14 protein-coding genes and 3 tRNA genes are annotated in these 18,684 nt (G+C 42.8%); 8 read left to right on the top strand and 9 right to left on the bottom strand.

The annotated features are described in order from the left end of the window. Positions 1 to 235: 235 nt before the first annotated feature. From mbhE to mnhG, 7 genes are all read left to right on the top strand, one after another. On the top strand, positions 236 to 2,545 hold the full coding sequence (gene mbhE / locus ACFSR5_RS14605) for a hydrogen gas-evolving membrane-bound hydrogenase subunit E (RefSeq protein WP_380905087.1): 2,310 nt from the start codon (positions 236 to 238) through the stop codon (positions 2,543 to 2,545). Between the two features lie 118 nt (positions 2,546 to 2,663). After that, positions 2,664 to 3,074, top strand: coding sequence for a Na+/H+ antiporter subunit B (locus ACFSR5_RS14610; RefSeq protein WP_380905089.1), 411 nt, complete (start codon positions 2,664 to 2,666; stop codon positions 3,072 to 3,074). Between the two features lies 1 nt (position 3,075). After that, positions 3,076 to 3,432, top strand: coding sequence for a Na+/H+ antiporter subunit C (locus tag ACFSR5_RS14615; protein ID WP_380905091.1), 357 nt, complete (start codon positions 3,076 to 3,078; stop codon positions 3,430 to 3,432). Then, on the top strand, positions 3,429 to 4,946 hold the full coding sequence (locus tag ACFSR5_RS14620) for a proton-conducting transporter transmembrane domain-containing protein (protein WP_380905093.1): 1,518 nt from the start codon (positions 3,429 to 3,431) through the stop codon (positions 4,944 to 4,946). The genes ACFSR5_RS14615 and ACFSR5_RS14620 overlap by 4 nt, the downstream gene beginning before the upstream one ends. Beyond that, the gene (locus ACFSR5_RS14625; RefSeq protein ID WP_380905095.1) at positions 4,943 to 5,419 is read left to right on the top strand and encodes a Na+/H+ antiporter subunit E; all 477 of its coding nucleotides are present in this window, start codon (positions 4,943 to 4,945) and stop codon (positions 5,417 to 5,419) included. Before ACFSR5_RS14620 ends, ACFSR5_RS14625 begins: the two co-directional genes overlap by 4 nt. Further along, positions 5,416 to 5,691, top strand: a complete 276-nt coding sequence (locus ACFSR5_RS14630) for a monovalent cation/H+ antiporter complex subunit F (RefSeq protein WP_380905097.1) — start codon at positions 5,416 to 5,418, stop codon at positions 5,689 to 5,691. Before ACFSR5_RS14625 ends, ACFSR5_RS14630 begins: the two co-directional genes overlap by 4 nt. After that, on the top strand, positions 5,684 to 6,100 hold the full coding sequence (mnhG, locus tag ACFSR5_RS14635; RefSeq protein ID WP_380905099.1) for a monovalent cation/H(+) antiporter subunit G: 417 nt from the start codon (positions 5,684 to 5,686) through the stop codon (positions 6,098 to 6,100). The genes ACFSR5_RS14630 and mnhG overlap by 8 nt, the downstream gene beginning before the upstream one ends. 57 nt (positions 6,101 to 6,157) lie before the next feature. Here the strand turns inward: mnhG and ACFSR5_RS14640 are convergent, their stop codons facing one another. After that, positions 6,158 to 7,249: a lactonase family protein gene (locus tag ACFSR5_RS14640; RefSeq protein ID WP_380905101.1), complete on the bottom strand. Its 1,092-nt coding sequence runs from the start codon at positions 7,247 to 7,249 to the stop codon at positions 6,158 to 6,160. A gap of 237 nt (positions 7,250 to 7,486) precedes the next feature. Here ACFSR5_RS14640 and ACFSR5_RS14645 point away from each other — a divergent pair, with 237 nt between their 5' ends. Next, positions 7,487 to 8,857, top strand: coding sequence for a peptidylprolyl isomerase (locus ACFSR5_RS14645; RefSeq protein ID WP_380905103.1), 1,371 nt, complete (start codon positions 7,487 to 7,489; stop codon positions 8,855 to 8,857). Between the two features lie 370 nt (positions 8,858 to 9,227). On the opposite strand, the gene ACFSR5_RS14650 is transcribed toward ACFSR5_RS14645, so the two are convergent. The 8 genes from ACFSR5_RS14650 to ACFSR5_RS14685 all read right to left on the bottom strand — a co-directional run bounded on the left by ACFSR5_RS14650 (position 9,228) and on the right by ACFSR5_RS14685 (position 18,597). After that, positions 9,228 to 10,091, bottom strand: coding sequence for a DUF4440 domain-containing protein (locus ACFSR5_RS14650; RefSeq protein WP_380905105.1), 864 nt, complete (start codon positions 10,089 to 10,091; stop codon positions 9,228 to 9,230). Positions 10,092 to 10,115: 24 nt separating this feature from the next. After that, a complete protein-coding gene (gene cysS, locus ACFSR5_RS14655) occupies positions 10,116 to 11,588 on the bottom strand; it encodes a cysteine--tRNA ligase (protein ID WP_380905107.1) in 1,473 nt (490 codons plus the stop codon). A 112-nt stretch (positions 11,589 to 11,700) separates the two neighbouring features. Then, entirely contained in the window at positions 11,701 to 13,005 is a 1,305-nt protein-coding gene (gene der, locus ACFSR5_RS14660) for a ribosome biogenesis GTPase Der (RefSeq protein WP_380905109.1), read from the bottom strand. Positions 13,006 to 13,165: 160 nt separating this feature from the next. Then, entirely contained in the window at positions 13,166 to 14,890 is a 1,725-nt protein-coding gene (locus ACFSR5_RS14665; RefSeq protein ID WP_380905112.1) for a RagB/SusD family nutrient uptake outer membrane protein, read from the bottom strand. A 13-nt stretch (positions 14,891 to 14,903) separates the two neighbouring features. Next, on the bottom strand, positions 14,904 to 17,972 hold the full coding sequence (locus ACFSR5_RS14670) for a SusC/RagA family TonB-linked outer membrane protein (protein WP_380905114.1): 3,069 nt from the start codon (positions 17,970 to 17,972) through the stop codon (positions 14,904 to 14,906). A 310-nt stretch (positions 17,973 to 18,282) separates the two neighbouring features. Continuing rightward, a tRNA-Met gene (locus tag ACFSR5_RS14675) sits at positions 18,283 to 18,355 on the bottom strand. A 48-nt stretch (positions 18,356 to 18,403) separates the two neighbouring features. Continuing rightward, positions 18,404 to 18,476, bottom strand: a tRNA-Met gene (locus ACFSR5_RS14680). A gap of 48 nt (positions 18,477 to 18,524) precedes the next feature. Further along, positions 18,525 to 18,597: transfer RNA gene (locus ACFSR5_RS14685), tRNA-Met, on the bottom strand. Positions 18,598 to 18,684: the final 87 nt, after the last annotated feature.

Below are 18,684 nucleotides of genomic sequence, written 5' to 3' on the forward strand. Positions count from 1 at the left end.
ATCGTTTTTATCCCTTGAAAAACTCCTGCCAACTGTAAGCGGAGTTTTTCAAGTTTAGCCGACAACCTCATGTTCCGGATCAGCATACGGGTTCGGTCATTTTGCAGTAGTCATGTTCAGACGCTCGTCCGCAAACCCTACCCCCTCGTGGATAAAAAAATAAAGAAAATAGAAAAAAAACGCTGTTTTTTTTCTATTTTTATAACAATCCATCAAATCAAAATATTAAGACTGCATGCTATTTACTGTTTTAACAGGATTAATAACATCAAGCCTTCTCATTCCTTTCGGCAAGCTTATTAAGACGAAGTGGAGTATTTTGCTCCCATTCATACCTGTACTTCTTTTTTTGTTTTATGCGTTGCACGTGCCGACAGTGGCCGGAGGAACAAATCTTTTACAACACCTTCCGTGGGTGCCCACTTTGGGAGCCAACTTAGACTTTCGTTTAGATGGCTTATCCTTGCTTTTTGCGCTTCTGATTACCGGAATCGGGACAGCAATATTCTTTTATGGTCGAAGCTATCTAAAAGGGCATCATTATTTCGATCGTTTTTTTGCCTATTTGCTGCTTTTTATGAGTGCTATGCTTGGCGTGGTCCTATCCAACAACATGCTGACTTTATTTGTTTTTTGGGAACTGACCAGCATAAGCTCATTTTTTCTTATTGGGTTTAATAACGACAGCCGAGCATCCCGGAGCAGCGCGTTAATGGCCTTAAGCATAACTGGACTTGGTGGATTTTTTCTATTGGCTGGATTAATCCTGGCTGGCCACGTTGCCGGAACATATGTGATCAGTGAACTGTTTACAAAGCATGGGCTTTTAGTGGATCATCCCTTGTATCCCCTCATCGTCACGCTCGTTTGCCTGGGTGCTTTCACGAAGTCGGCCCAGTTCCCATTCCATTTCTGGTTGCCGGGTGCCATGAAAGCACCGACCCCTGTATCGGCTTACCTGCATTCTGCGACCATGGTCAAGGCTGGAATTTACCTATTGGCGCGCTTTACTCCTATATTGGGCCACACCGAATTATGGAATACAACGTTGCTGGTCGTCGGCGGATTTACTATGGCATTTGCAGCAATACATGCTCTTTTCCGAACGGACCTCAAAGGAATATTAGCCTACTCTACGATTTCTGCCTTGGGTGTTTTAACGTTCCTTTTAGGTTTGGACACTCCCGAAGCATTTGTTGCCGCCAGTGTCTTTATCCTAGTACATGCGTTATATAAAGCCACGCTCTTTATGATTACGGGGATTATCGATCATGAGACACATACGCGCGATATCACCAAACTATCGGGACTCAGAAAGGTATTGATGCCTGTCTTTATCGCAGCAATACTGGCAGCATTGTCTAGTGCTGGGGTTCCGCTAACCTTTGGTTTCATTGGAAAAGATCTTATTTACGAAGCGACTTTGCATTACCGCGAGAATTGGTCACTCTGGCTCACGGCGCTCGCTGTCATAACAAATATCGGTCTGGTAGCGGCTGGTTTTATGGCCGGTCTTAAGCCGTTTACAGGACAATTGCCAACAGCTTACCAGAATGTGCATCTTCCCTACAAATCCATGTGGATACCACCATTGATTCTAGCGGCGCTGGGTCTCCTATTCGGGATTTTCCCAGGAGTAGTTGGTGAATATATGAATTACCAAACAGCGAATGCCATAGCCGGTGCGGACACACATATGGATCTTAAAATCTGGCATGGATTCAATGTCGTACTTATACTTAGCGTAGCGACGCTAGTGTCGGGAGGGCTAATCTATGTATTCCATACGCCCAGTGAACGAAAACTGGCTGCTATCGAACGTTTCAATAGGCTTGCGCCGCAACAGGTTTTTCTATACATCGCACAGACATGCAAACGTTTAGCCATTTCCTTCACGCAACTGTTTCACAACGGTTACTTACGTTCTTATCACCTCAAAATTATTGTATTTGCCGAACTGCTATTGGGATACAAGCTGTGGATCAGCGGACCTATTCACATCCATTTCGACCAACTTACGCCGTTGTCATGGTATGAAGTGGTGATCGTAGCGATCCTTATCGGCGCATTGTACATTATTGTCTCGACGAGATCCCGTCTGACCTCCGTCGTTTCCACAAGTGTGATCGGCTACTGTATCTGTTTGATGTTTGTATTTTACAGCGCACCTGATCTGGCAATGACACAATTTACGATCGATACACTGACCACGGTACTGTTCGTGCTCGTACTTTACAAACTTCCGGGGTTCATTAATCTAACGAGCCGGGCCGTATTGGTTAGGGACGCCATTGTTGCACTAGGATTCGGTGCGATATTGTCGCTGATCGCATTGCGTGTGCTGTACGAGCCTAATACCACAACTATTAGTGATTTTTATGGAGAGAACGCCTACCTGTTAGCAAAAGGAAAGAACGTGGTAAATGTAATTTTAGTTGATTTCCGTGGCATAGATACGATGTTCGAGACTGTTGTACTGTCTATCGCGGCATTGGGGGTATACAGCCTAATCCGTTTACGTTTAAAATCTTCTGAAAAAGAGTAGCGACTATAGCGGTACGCTGCATACATAAACAAAAAGGAAAAGAAACGACGCAGATACGGAAAGGTTGGCACGATGCCCGGTCGTCGATATCCGATCCTACGATAAAAAAACAAGACAAATGAAAAGTGCTATATTACAGACAGCCACGCGATATTTACTACCGATCCTGTTGCTGTTTTCTTTCTTTCTGTTGCTGCGCGGACACTACTATCCGGGAGGCGGATTCGTAGGGGGCTTAGTCGCATCCATCGCGTTTGTGTTACATAGCTTTGCCAATGGTACCGCTGCGACCATGAAGATTTTGCGGTACAAACCGCTGTCCCTCATCCCAATTGGTTTGGCCATTTCGACATTAAGTGTGGTAATTCCGGTCCTTTTTAACCTCCCCCCTATGACGGGACTATGGTTTGAAGAGCCTATCCCCGTGATTGGTATGATTGGTTCTGCGTTATTTTTTGATCTTGGTGTATATTTGGTGGTGATTGGGGTCGTTTTGACGATTTTATTTACCATTTCTTTAGACGAGTAATATGGAATTACTATTGGTTTTGGTATTAGGACTCCTATATGCCGCTGGCGTATATCTGATTCTTCGGCGAAGTATGGTTAAATTGCTGTTGGGCATCATGCTACTCGGAAACGGAACAAACATTCTCATCTTCCTATTGGGAAAAATAACGAAGGGAAGCCCACCAGTTATCGATGAATCGTACAAGGTATTTCAAGCTATTTATGCGGATCCGATACCTCAAGCATTGATCTTAACTGCCATTGTTATCAGTTTCGCTTTGACATCATTCGCTATTGTTTTATTAAAACGTGTTTACGCCTTGGTAGACTCTGATGATTTAGACGACTTAAATACCCCAGAAGAAGAAGATTTATGATTGACAACCACATATTAGCCCCTGTTTTTGTACAACTTTTTACGGCGATCATACAACTTATGTTCTGGCGGAAAACCTTGACGCAACGTTATTTGAGCGTTGGCGGTAGCTTTATTGCCGTTCTGGTGGCGATACGGTTATTCAGCCGGGTCGCAGAGGGCGGTATCTTGACGATGAATGCCGCGAACTGGGATGCGCCGTTCGGTATTGTATTTGTCGCTGACTTACTCAGCGTAACGCTTGTACTTCTCACTTCGATAGCTGGATTTGCTGTATCCATCTTTTCTTCTGTAGGACTTAGCAGACAACGGATGTTATATGGATATTTCCCCATCTTCCATTTTTTGATCATGGGCTTGAACGGCGCATTCCTCACCGGAGATATCTTTAACTTGTACGTCTATTTCGAGGTTATTATCATATCATCATTTGTTTTAATGACGCTTGGTGGACGAAAAGCCCAACTCGAAGGAGCCGTCAAATACATGGCTATGAACATTCTGGCTTCGATGTTTTTCCTAACCGGAATTGGTTTACTCTATGGCCTAACCGGTTCTTTAAATATGGCCGATCTGTCGTTGAAAATTCAGGCGGTTCAGAACAAAACACTGGTGGGCATTACCTCTTGTTTCTTTATCCTGGGTTTCGGCATCAAATCAGCCGTATTTCCGTTATACTATTGGCTCCCTTCTTCTTACCATACACCGCCGTCGGCAGTCGCCGCTACATTTGGCGGATTGCTTACTAAGGTCGGGGTTTATGCGATGTTACGTGTCTTCAGTCTAATTTTCATCCCCGACGAATTTACGCGCACATTACTGATGGTCATCGCAGTGGCAACCATCATAACCGGCGCATTTGGAGCACTGATTAAGACCAATGTACGACGGTTATTTTCCTACTTGATTGTTTGCCATATTGGCTTCATGGTAGGCGGTATTGCGATGTTTAGCAAAGTAGCACTCATGGGAGCGGTATTTTACCTTATCCATGATATCATGGTCAAAACAAACATGTTTCTGATCGCCGGCCTCATTCGTCAACTTCGCGGGACACTCGATATGAATAAACTAGGAGGGCTCTATAGGGATTATCCACGCATTTCGCTACTTATTGCCCTTGTCCTTTTTTCCCTGGTGGGGATACCACCGCTTTCGGGATTTTGGCCGAAAATTTTTCTTTTCCGAGAAGCATTTACGCAACAACAGTACTTCTTCGTGGCAGCCCTAATTATAGGCAGTTTCATTACGTTATATGTCATTGCCAACATGTGGGCACATGTATTTTGGAAAAACCCGCAACAAGAAGAGGAAATTGACGATCGATTTGCACCTATGCAGCCGTATCGCAAAATACTGATGGTTTTGCCTATTGCCCTACTGGCACTGACCACCTTGTTTATCGGTTTGAACGCAGAAGCCATTGTCCGAGTGAGCGATAAAATATCAAGCCAATTAATAGACACCTCTTCCTACATCGAAGCTGTGTTGGGAGACAAAACGAACGAGATATGATTAAGCACTTTTTGATGAACCTGTTGTTGTCTGGAATATGGGTAGCTTTAACGGGTTCGATGTATTACACAAACTTCCTTTTCGGATTTCTTTTGGGCTTTTTTGTCCTTTGGATCATGAACCGAAATGAAACGGATCAGCGTTATTTCTACCGTGTGCCGAAGATCATTAATTTTATATTCTATTTTGTGTATGAACTCATAAAAGCCAATGTTCAAGTGGCTTTTGACGTGGTGACGCCAAAGTATTTCTTCAAACCGGGTATTGTCAAGTATCCACTTCATGCTAAAACGGATTTCGAAATCAACTTGCTGACGACGATGCTCTCATTGACTCCAGGTACGCTGATTCTGGATATTAGCGAAGACAAGAAAACGATCTATATCCACGTGATGTACCTCACCGACCCAGAAAAGTTTGTTGCCCAAACGAAGACAGGACTTGAGCGGAGATTATTAGCTATACTACGATGATTACACTGGAAAATTACTTTGATTACGTTATCCTGCCGATTTTATCAATTTCGGTTTTGTTGGTATTTATCCGGCTATATAAGGGACCTGCGATCGTGGATCGGGTGATCGCCTTGGATCTTATTATCACCATTGGCATTGGCATCATAACCGTGTATAGTATACGTGCCAACCAAAAAGTACTGTTGGACGTAGCCATCATTTTGGCCCTGATTGCCTTCCTTGGAACAATAGCCTTTGCCTATTACATAGAAAAACAGAAAGATGATTAACATTATACTTGGAATACTCAGTACTGTTGGAGCGCTGTCGATACTGTTTGCGTCTATAGGCATCCTTCGAATGCCGGATTTTTACCTCCGCCTATCCGTGACGGTCAAAGCATCTACGCTCGGCGTTGGCTTATTATTAATATGTGCTGCCATTATGTTTCCCGATGTTTCGGTGACAACGAAAGCAATTGCCATCATTTTTTTCTTAATCATTACAGCGCCCATTGCTGCGCATATGATCGGTAGAGCAGCGTACTTCACAAAAACACCTCTATGGAAGGGAACTGTCGTAGATGAGTTGGCCGGCATGTACAACGAAGAGACACATGAACTGGAAAGTAACGGAGATACGTGGCCGGATCAAGTGGATCCCGCCGATGAAGTAAAAACAGACGATGAAGCCAAATAGTCTTTGCCCACCGAAAGATTGAATGGGTAGTTTCCGGCAAAATACTGATTTAATCTATTAAAAAACGATGCAGACCGGACTTGACACTTCAATTTCTTTGCCGGTATTTGTTAATTCGCCCGTGGACGTATTCCTTTCGAATACCACGATATTGTCGGTCGATTGATTCGCTACTAATAAGAATTTGCCATCCGGCGTAATGTTGAAGTTACGAGGTCCCTCTCCGCCAGTGGAATACACATTTTTCTTCTGGAGCATTCCCGATTTTTCAATAGCGAACAGAGTAATGCTATTTGCGTCGCCGCGATTGGATGCGTATAAGAACTTTCCGTCTGGTGACAGCTTAATCTCCGCCGCGCCATCCTTCCCTTTAAAATCATCTGCATTTATCGACATCGTATCAACCAACTGCCAGACCTTCCCGTCCCGTAGATAATGAACGATTTGAGCCGACATTTCCAATAGTACGTAAAGGTTCTTACCCTTTGCGTCGAACACCACATGTCTTGGTCCACCACCTGCTGGGGTCGACAACTGCCCATCTTCTACTAGCCCATATGTATCCTTTTCTTTTGCTATTCGATATATCGTTACCTTATCCGTTCCTAAATTCTGTACAAATACCTGCTTTTCATCCGGCGAAAAAAATGCGGAATGCACATGAGAGGCCTCCTGGCGTTCTTTGTTTGGCCCCGTTCCCTCTTGTTGTATCTGTTGGATTTTCTCGCCAATCGCTCCGTTTTGTTCGATACGATACACCGCCAATGACCCTCCTCCATAATTCGACACTACCGCTAAAGGCGTTTTAGCGCCGACTGCAACATGGCAAGGATAACTTCCGTCAGTCGGTAATGCATTGACAAAAGATAAGACATCGCCATCGAACGTAAATGATGACAACGCCGCCGTACTGTCGCCACGTTCATTCACGGCGTATAACATGTTGCCATCAGCAGATCTCGCTAAAAAGGAAGGATCATCGCTCTTGGTATTTGCATATAACGAAGCTGTGCCATCCTGTGTATTAAACATATATAAGTAGATCCCTTGGCTTCCTTTATTGGTATAGGTACCGACAAACATCGGGATTTCCTGTGCGAATACTTGTCCCATAAAACATCCTAAAATTAATGTGACTATTGTTCTCATGCGATGCAATACTTAATTTAAACCTTGAAGCAAGGTACATAATATATTAACATTACCTAGAACAACGCAGCTGTTAAATATGGTTAAAGAAAAATTAAATTTTAACATTTTTAATAATTTAGCGCGCAAAGTTTTAGTAAATTTGGCACGAAGGAAAGTACGCAGAATTGCCAGATAATAAGTGGTTAATCCGAATTATTGTGATAATTTTGCAGCAGCGTAAAGGCTTACATTTTTATGATTAAAAAATACATCTTTTTATTGAGTTCATGCATCGTAGCACTATGTTGCTTCCAGACGGCGACCGCTCAAAGCAAATTGGTTGATCGTGTGGCCGCAACGGTTGGATCAGGCATTATTCTACAATCTGACATTGAAATGCAGTACGCGCAGTACCTGGCCGGAGGCGAAAAACCGAATGAGAACATGAAATGTTATGTTTTGCAGCAATTGGTAACACAAAAGCTGCTTTCTCAACAAGCAATGATTGATTCTATAGAGGTATCTGAAGCAGAGGTAGACGATAACCTGAATCGACGAATGCAAATGATGGTTCGCCAAGCGGGGGGTAAGGAACGTCTAGAAGAATTTTTAAATCGTTCATTACTGCAATATAAAGAAGAAATGCGTCCTAGCGTGTCTGAACAACTCAAGGCACAAAAAATGCAACAGAATATTGTCACTACGATCAATGTAACACCTCAAGAAGTGAAAACCTATTTCAACGGCTTAAATCAGGACAGTTTACCTTATTTTAACACAGAGGTGGAAGTTGGTGAAATCGTCATTAACCCGGTTTTAACCAAGGAAGAGAAAGAACAGTATCGCCAAAAAGTGGAAGGATATCGGCAACAAATTTTAAATGGATCTGACTTCGGAACCATTGCCCGACTCTATTCCGAAGATGCTGCGGCACCGTATGGTGGGGAATCTGGATTTCAAACACGTGATTATTGGGCAAAAGAATTCTCCGCCATGGCTTTTAAATTGAAAGAAGGAGAGGTTTCTCCGGTTTTTGAAACGCAATTTGGCTTCCATATATTACAAGTACTGCAACGTCGAGGCGAAGAAGTAAACGTTCGCTACATTGTAGTTATACCTAAACCAACAAATGCCAGTCTGGAACGTGCAAAAGCGAAAATAGACAGTATTTCTGACAAAGTGGAGCAAGGCAAAATGAGTTTCCATACCGCTGCCTCTCTGTACTCCGAAAATAATGAAACGAAGTATACAGGCGGTATGATTCTAAATGAAGAAGATCGCACGGGACTTATCCCAATGGATCGATTGGATAGGGAAACATTTACGGCAATTGACCCTCTTCAGGTGGGACAATATTCGAAATCATTTCTATCCAAAGATCGTACGGGAAAGCAGGTCTATAAATTTATGTACCTTAAATCCAGGATTGCACCCCACAAAGCAAATTTGGAGCAGGACTTTGCCAAAATTCAAGAAGCGGCTAAACAGGACAAAATTAACCGGAAGCTAAGCGAATGGTTTGAGCTACGAAAGGAAAATACATTCATTGACATCAATCCAGATTTCATTAAGTGCGACGAACTTAAATTGTGGATTAACAAAGATGAAACGTTAGCACAGAAGTAAAAAATCCGTTATACGAAACGCCACTTTTCGAAGTGGCTTTTTTTTGCACCCAACAGGTACGTAAATCGTGTTTTCTAGAAGGTGGTGCATGGGAACGTAAAAGAGAAGTGCGTCTTCCCCTCCACATACGGTATGTCTTTTTCACCGCGGTATAATGTATGGATCATGAAACCGAAGGCAAGTCGAAAAAAAAAGAATACGTTCCATGCTCGCACAGGGAGAGATGACGTCAGCCTATCCGACAACTGACCAGAAGCTACTCTTGTCCGAACATAGGCTCATACGAATCAAGCCCAACATATCCGAATGGACTTAAAAAAATCGCGCTATACATCTCTGTAAGCGCGATTCTTTTTTATTTTGTAGGTTTCTATCGTTCAAACATCATTTCAATCAATACGCGCCACTGATAATCATCTTTTAGTTGCCAGATCCGAATGTAATTAAATTTCACGACTTTCTCTTTCGAACGTACCGTCGCTGTTCCAGATGTATACGCATACTCTCCACTATACGCTCGACCTACGCCGGTAGGTTCCGTAGCGATTTCTATACGTTTCTTCTTAAGAAAGGCTAGCACATTTTTCTTTCCCTCGATCTCGGGCTCCCACGGATAATAATATCGAACGTCGTCTGACAAGAATTCATTAAATGCCGTTTCATTGTTTGCCTTCAAGATCGTCGAAAAAAGCTCGTCACTCTGTGTGACGACTTCTTCTCGTTGTTGCAAACGCACTTTCGAGCGGTGCTTTAGATACCAGGAATCATCAGGTTCGTAATAAACAAGGTCGGATTTCGCGCCTTTCCCGAAGTTTTCAACCTCTGCCCGCAGATGTATCTTCCAATTTCCTTTTCTGTCGCGTCTCCACACGGTCAGGTATTGTCCCGCACGCTTTACCGCGCCCACTTTCTGAAACTCCATAGGTCCAGAAGTAACGCCCCAATCCAAGCTTTTTGACACTAAAGCGAAATTAGGTTGCCAAGTCATCACGTCCGGAATATTGGGACGATTGTTAAGGTAATTGATAGCGTTCACAGGAGATGGAACATACAATGTAGATTCCTTGTCTACCACAGACATGAGCGCCTCGTGTGGGCTGTTTGATTTGGAAATATTAGATGCGGTACGATCAGCGGTTATTAAACTTCCGACTTTATCCGGCAATTGGGCATAAGCGACGGATGTCGCTATAACCAACCCGCTAATCAATGAAAAGATTTTGTTAAACTTCATCTACACAATTTTGTCGTCTTACAATCAAATCTTATTCCAAAGTGTGCCGTCTTTGCTATCTTTCAACTGGATACCAACAGATTGAAGCTCTTCCCGTATACGATCTGAGGTCGTGAAGTCTTTGTTTTTCTTTGCCTCATTACGTATATTAATAATAATCTGCATCAATTGATCCATATTATCGATATCCGAACCGAGTATATCGTCTTTCAATCCTAGAATATCGAAAACAAAAGTTTGCATAAATATCTTCAGCTGGTTCCGTGTATCAGTATCAATCGTCGCTTTCCCGTCATACGCGGCGTTGATAAAGCGTACCACTTCGAACAACTCGGCAATTAAGACGGGACTGTTAAAATCGTCGTCCATAGCTTGATAACAACGTGCTTCCACCGCATTTAAATCAAATTCCATGCGGGTATTTTCTGTCGGTTTGATCTTGTCTACTAATGCGATAGCACTCATCAAGCGTTTATATCCCTTGTCTGCTGCATCCAACGCGTCATTGGAAAAATCAAGAGTACTCCGGTAATGGGCCTGCATCATAAAAAAACGTACGGCCATTGGTGAATAGCCACGGTTCAACAGCGGATGTGATCCGGTAAACAATTCATGGGGCAAAAATCCATTTCCCGCCGATTTAGACATTCGAGCACCATTAACCGTTAACATATTTGTATGCATCCAGTATTTCGCCGGTTGCACATGATTGCACGCTTCAGACTGTGCAATTTCATTGGTATGGTGTGTAGCTGCTAAATCCATACCACCGCCGTGAATATCAAACTGCGCTCCTAAATATTTGCTGCTCATCGCCGAACATTCTATATGCCATCCTGGAAAACCAACGCTCCAAGGTGCCGGCCAACGCATTATATGCTCCGGCTTAGCTTTGATCCACAGCGCAAAATCCAGACGACCACGTTTCTCATCTTGTCCGCCCAGTTCACGTGTGTTATTCAGCAGATCTTCTAATTTTCGATTTGTTAATATAGTGTAGTCATGCGTATTTACATATTTCTCCACATCAAAATACACCGTACCGTTGGCTTCATACGCGTAACCGTTATCGATGATCTGCTTCACCATTTCGATCTGTTCCGATATGTGTCCGGTTGCTGTGGGCTCGATACTTGGTGGCAATGTATTAAACAGTCGCAAGACTTCATGAAAACCGAGCGTATATTTTTGCACAATTTCCATAGGCTCCAACTGTTCAAGTTTAGCTTTTTTTGCAAACTTGTCATCACCCTCGTCGCGATCTCCCTCTAAGTGTCCGGCGTCTGTAATATTACGTACGTAACGAACTTTATATCCCAAATGGAGTAAATAACGAAAAATCAGGTCAAACGATACAAATGTCCTACAATTTCCCAAATGAACATCGCTGTATACCGTAGGACCACATACGTACATACCTACAAAAGGTGCGTTTAAGGGTTCGAACCGTTCTTTTGTCCGGGTTAATGTATTGTAAAGGACAAGATTGTTTTTCATATATCTAAATTACTTCTTGAGCTTGTAAGGTTGATCTGACTTTTGCATTACCGACCGATGCCCCGTGTAGATTGCCGACCATGAACCATCTATGCGACGTAGCAACCAACCATTATTTTTGTCTAAAAAATATTTGAATAGGTACTCCTTTGAAATCAAAGTTGTCACGTAGTTTGTTTTCGACAAAACGTTTGTACGGATCTTTGATGTATTGGGGCAAATTACAGAAAAATGCAAACATCGGTGAGCGTCCCGCCAATTGGGTAACATATTTGATCTTGATGTACTTGCCTTTCGTGGCCGGTGGTGGATAATTTTCAATGATTTCTAACATCACGTCATTCAGTTTGGATGTCGAGATCTTCTTGGTCTTATTCTCGTACACGGCCATCGCCGTTTCTACTACTTTAAAAATACGTTGCTTTTCGGTAACCGAAGTAAAAATCACGGGCACATCTGTGAATGGCGCAATTTTATCTTTAATACGAGCTTCGTATTCTTTCGCTGTTTTATGATCTTTCTCGACGGTATCCCATTTGTTGACGACAATAACGACACCTTTCTTGTTTTTTTCTGCTAAATGGAAAATGTTTATGTCCTGTGCTTCGATACCGTCGTTAGCATCAAGCATCAAAACTACGACATCGGAGTCCTCCAATGCTTTAATCGTGCGCATGACTGAATAAAACTCAATATCTTCATTTACCTTGCTCTTACGACGAAGCCCCGCGGTATCAATTAACAAAAACTCATGTCCAAATTGATTATAATGAATACGAATAGAATCGCGTGTTGTACCGGCTATGTCTGTAACTATATTCCGATCTACGCCCAATAATGCGTTGGTCAATGATGATTTACCTACATTCGGGCGACCGACAATTGTGATCTTCGGCAGGGTGTTCTCCTCTTCCTCCTCTTGCACCGGAAAGTTGGAGACAACGGCATCAAGTAATTCTCCAGTACCCGATCCAGTTGCGGAAGAAATATTGTAGACTTCGCCTAAACCGAACGCGTAAAACTCTGCCGAATCGTGATGCAACTTTGCATGATCGACTTTATTAGCAACGACGTACACCGGTTTGGAGCTACGACGTAAGATATCCGCAATCTCATCATCTAAATCCGTAATACCTGTTGTCACGTCTACCATAAAAAGAATAACAGATGCTTCTTCGATGGCAATATGTACTTGGTCGCGAATGGCCTCCTCAAAAATATCATCAGATCCGTGCACAAATCCTCCTGTATCGATAACTGTAAACCGCTTTCCGATCCATTCTGCAGTTTCGTAATGGCGGTCGCGGGTTACGCCACTGAAGTCGTCCACAATGGCTTTTCTACTTTCTGTTAATCGATTAAATAACGTTGACTTGCCCACATTTGGGCGACCAACAATTGCAACTATATTTGCCATAACTGTATTCGGTATTAATGTCGTTACCTCCCGGCAACTTACTTTTTGTTCAAGCCCACAAAGTTACAATAAAATACGCGATTATTTATCGGTATTCACAAAAATGGCTTTGCCGTGTTGCAAAGCCATTTTATCATCTTCTATAGTTGGAAAACCCGTCCTAATTACTAGTTGGATTTTGCGTCAACGTTCCAGGGTACGAATTAATAGCACTCTGTGGAATATAGTATACCACGCGATAATCCGTGGCCTCAATATCTTCAAATTGTGCATGTGGTCCGGGATAATGACGGGTCAAAGCTTTTCCGTTTCTAAACACGTCATAGCTGCGTTCGGCTTGGTAGGCCAATTCCAATTGGCGTTCTTTATCAATACGTTCGCTTGCATTTGTTGCGTCCAACGAAGCATACGCGCCATTAACAATAGACCGCGTCCGAATGGTGTTTAGATCAACTAACGCGGCGCCATAATTTCCAAGCTTTGCATAAGCTTCAGCTCGATTAAGGTACACTTCTCCTAAACGGCTAATCAAAGGAGAATGTAGATGCGAATCTTCTCCTTCTCGAGAACACTTCGTGATATAAAATTGTGGGTATACACGATTTAACGAGATATAGTAGTCCAATACTCCTTTATAGGTTTTTCCATCTTTATATTTTATGGAGTAAATTTCTTGGGCAGCGTCTACAGGAGTAAGCGTGTATATATCCTTTCCTTCTTTACACGTTATTGTACTTCCGTTTCTAACTACCGTATCTTGTACGTAGTTCAAAATATTTGCGCCATCTTCTTTAATAAATCGAAAGACTTCTGTATACGCACCGGTTTTAGCGTCTTTACGATACGTCGGTTCTATAAAGGCTGCACGTGCGTCAATTACTTTGTTTTTGCCGGGTCTCCAATCGTTTCTTCCTGTCTCATTGAGCAAGTCAATATATTTAGCGCTTGCATACATTTCTCCCCATCCCATACCCCCAATGTTCGCATACATGCCGCCAACCCCGTAATAGTGATCAAAACCGGAGAACTCCGCAGCTATACGTTTGACCGCAAATATAGTTTCTGCGTTATTTTCCGGTATTAGAGTATTATACTTAATAAACTGTTCTCGCGGAAGTAATGAATACTCACCAGATTGAATAACCTTGTTTGCGTAATCCACTGATAATTGCGCATACTCTGCATTAGGCGATTGGTATGTCCCACTCATGTATAAATAGACACGGGATAGCATAGCTTGAGCAGCGCCTTTTGTAGCCTTAATCCTACTAGGATTATCCGTTTCAGTTATTAATGCTTCAGCTTTCTTTAAATCTGCTATGACTTGCTCATAGGTCTCTTTCACTGTAGAGCGGTCAGGAAGTGTCATGTTGATAACGTCGTCCGGCGTTCCGTTGACAATAGGAACCCCCAGATTACTTTGGGGATCCTGATAGTATGGTCGACCATACGCACGGACTAAATAGAAATACATTAATCCGCGGATATAGTAACATTCCCCCAACTTACTATCGATTTCAGCATCTTTCCCCTCTTCAAACATTTTAATAATGTTCGAAGCCTGTGCGATAGCTTTGTATCCGCTATCCCAAAATTGAGACAATCGACCATTATTTGGAGAACGAGAAAAAGAGATAAATTCATAGAAAGCATCTGTTGACGAACCCCGGATCATCATATTATCTCCTGCATATTCTCCCGCACGATGCATGGGGTCAGACCACGCCTTAAGTTGCGCATAAGTCCCGTTAAGTAGCGCATCTAATGAACCAGTCGGGTCATTTGCTATACGATCTGAGTCCATCGCCCCATATGGCAAACGATCGATATCACAAGAAACAATGGTGGTTGAAACCAACAATGCCATAAATATTTTCTTCTTCATGTTGTTTTCTAATTTAAAATGAAACATTTAAGCCAAACATATATTTACGCGTGGCAGGATAAACGCCAGGTCCGACCGACGATAAGACGGAGCCATCATTTGCCGGAATTTCCGGATCCACACCCGAATAATTTGTAATAACAAACAAATTTTCACCAGAGAAATATAAGCGCACGTTTTTTACGCCGTATTGATTTAATTTAAGACTGTATCCAAGCGTCAGCGAACGTAGCCGTAAAAAATCATTACTTTCAACATAACGAGAAGACACCAAATTTCCCTGATCTTTATTATTATATTTTGCCACGGGGTGCGTCGCATTATCGCCTGGCCTTTGCCAACGGCTCCAGCCTGGCATAAGCTTCATCTGATTACGATCCGTATATGTCCCGTCCGAATCATATTCCTGACGTGAATAATTATATAATTTTCCACCAATTGAATAACCAAAAGTGGCACCTAAGTCAAATTGCTGATAGCGCAAGGCCGTGGAAAAACCACCGAATAGCTTTGGTGAGGCCTTACCAAGTTTTTCAAAGGTTGCATCCGAATATTTCGAAGTCGTTTCTCTAGAAACTTCATTTCCGTCCGCATCACGAATTACTTTATACCACATAGGCTTACCGTCTTCAGGATTTACCCCTGCCCACTCCTTTAAATAATAGGTATCAACAGGCCGCCCTGGCTCTAGAACATATTGGGCTGAACCGGCTATATTTGAACCGTCGCCGATAAAGACAGGTTTTACCGAATAAGTACCATCCGAATTTCTTGTTGGATACAAATTGGTCAATTTATTGACATTATGCCCGATATTCAGGTCTAAGCTCCACAACCAGTTTTCGGAACGGACAATGTCACCTCCAATACTTAGTTCAATACCTTTATTGTTCATTTCGCCAATATTTTGCCATATTCTTGTCACTCCAGTCAAGCCACTAATGGGGACGTTATACAGAACATTACCAGTGTTCTTATTGTAAAGGTCTAAAGTAGTGCGGATGCGATTATTTAGAAACGTTGCATCAAATCCAATACCAGTTGTTTTGGTTTTTTCCCAAGTTAGATTCTTATTACCAATTTGATTTATTAAGATACCCGGATCCCCATTATAGCTGGTTGTCGAGGATACCGAGTACAAATTATATTGCGGATAAAGTGCACTTGGTCTATTTCCAGACGAGCCGTAAGACGCCCGCAATTTTAACGTGTTTACCCATGCCGCTTGAAACCAACTTTCATTGTTGATATTCCATCCGCCGCTGACTGAAAAGAAGTTCCCGTACTTTGCGTTGTCACCAAAATTGGAAGCACCATCTCTCCGTAATGAGGCCTCAACGAGGTAACGATTATCAAAGGTATAATTCGCTTTCGATAAGATTGACTGTACAGCCCACTCATTAATATTGCCTCTTGTACGCTCTGGTTTTGATACCACATCTAACACCTCAAAACCAGACATTAATCCAGTACCATATACGTCTAGCGTCTTACTCCAGTAGTCGTTAAACTCGTATCCGCCGACTGCAAATAACGAATGCTTTCCCCAGGACTTGTTCACTGTCAACATTTGGTTTGTATAACGTCTAGCCACCTCTGACCGATAGTCAGTGATACGGCCGTTTACGCTCAACCCTCCATTGGATCTAGGATCCTCGTACCCACTGCCTGCATAATTGATGTAACGGTAATTGTTGACAGACGTAAAAGTCAACCAGTCTGTCAATTTCACATCAAAATCCAAATTACCCATTAATTCATAGTTGACATTCGCAGAATGATTCCACTGTAAATCGTACAAATAGTTAGTGCTGGCACTGTTTACCCAAGAGCTTGAACGATGAGGCACAGGATTTCCATTTTCATCAAACGGATTATCCCAAGGCAAATTAGAATACATTGAGGTCACCGAATACTCCCTGTTTTCAACACCGCGTCTCGAACCTACCACGGAAGGTTTAATAGTCAACCAATCAGTCGGTTTATACTCTTGATTCAGCCGGACGTTATATCGACGATAATCATATCCCCGTACAGCTCCTTTTTCGTCATACAAGCCAACTGATAAAAACGACCGCAATTTTTCTGTTCCACTAGAGATAGATAGATTATGGTTTTGAGTAAAGCCATTTTTCGTAGCAACATCCCACCAATCGAAGTTGCTATTTCGTAAATCCGGATTCCAACGAGGGAATGATATTTCATTAGCGTTGGCAAACGATGCATAGTAATCATAGAGTTCCGCTCCATTCATCACTTGAAGATTACCGTTAGTCAATTGGTTAAATCCCATTCTCGTTGAGAGGTTGATGGTTGTGGAACCAGCTTTCGCTCTCTTAGTAGTTACGAGCACCACACCATTGGCACCTTGAGACCCATAAATTGCCGTAGAAGCCGCGTCCTTTAATACCGTCATTGTTTCTATATCATCTGGATTCAAGTCTCCTGCTCCAGACCCCACTATAACACCGTCAATCACCCACAGTGGACTTGTGGTACCATTCAAAGTAGCCTGGCCGCGAATCACCACGGCGCCTCCTGATCCTGGACGCCCCGACCCCGGGGCAACAAAAGCTCCAGACACTTTTCCGTTCAACATATTCTCGACTGAAGGCGTCGTGATGTCCCGCAATTCGTTTCCATCCACAACTTGTAAGGCTCCGGTTAAACTTTCTTTCTTCTGTGCGCCATAGCCAACAACAACAATTTCTTCTAAGGTCTGATCGCTTTCTTGCAAAACCACCTCCATCACGTTACCGTCGACAATCTGCGTATGGGCTTCAAAACCTATCGCTGTAAACACGAGCACATCTCCCTTGCTAGCCTGTAGTGAAAAATTACCCTGTCCGTCCGTTGATGTGACCAGGCTAGACTTGCCTTGTACGGATACGGTGACACCAGACACAGGGCCAATCGCCGCAGTAACGCGTCCTGTTACTGCTTGTTGGTAAACGGCATGCGAGGATGCAACCATACTGGTGGCAAACACAGATCCCGATGGAACAATTGCTCCCATCATCAAGACTGATGCCAACCGAAAATTTTTACCGATGAACAAAGGATTTGTAGATCTCTTTATCATAAAATTACTTTTAAGGTTTTCATTCACTAGTAGATTACCATAATCTAGTTGGCGCCAAGTTAACTCAAAGTAACCTTATCAAAAATCCTATGTTAAACGAAAACGATTGCGCAAAATAAAACAAACGTTTGCACAACAACCTTTTGCAACAGTCCGGTTAACGAGACTTAGCGAACATAGAAAATAAAAGAATTAATAGAAGGTAATCAGAAAGGATTAGGATGAAATAGCAATAAACATAGCAACTTACGATGGCTGGGCGATAGGTACGAAAAAACAAAGCCCTGAATTTCTTCAGGGCTTCTCGTTGTAGCGGGGACCAGACTCGAACTGATGACCTTCGGGTTATGAGCCCGACGAGCTACCAACTGCTCCACCCCGCAATGTATTGTAAATGTCGTTGAGCTAAGCCTCGCGCTTAGCTCTTTTAGTAGCGGGGACCAGACTCGAACTGATGACCTTCGGGTTATGAGCCCGACGAGCTACCAACTGCTCCACCCCGCAATGTATTGTAAATGTCATTGAGCTAAGCCTCGCGCTTAGCTCTTTTAGTAGCGGGGACCAGACTCGAACTGATGACCTTCGGGTTATGAGCCCGACGAGCTACCAACTGCTCCACCCCGCAATGTATTTTTTATTTTAAAAAGCGCTTTTTGGTATCACTAGCGCAAGATAACATTCCGTTTAATTGGAGTACAAAGATATTATTTGT

Origin of the sequence: Sphingobacterium suaedae (assembly GCF_042684625.1) — a bacterium.
Lineage (GTDB): Bacteria > Bacteroidota > Bacteroidia > Sphingobacteriales > Sphingobacteriaceae > Sphingobacterium > Sphingobacterium suaedae.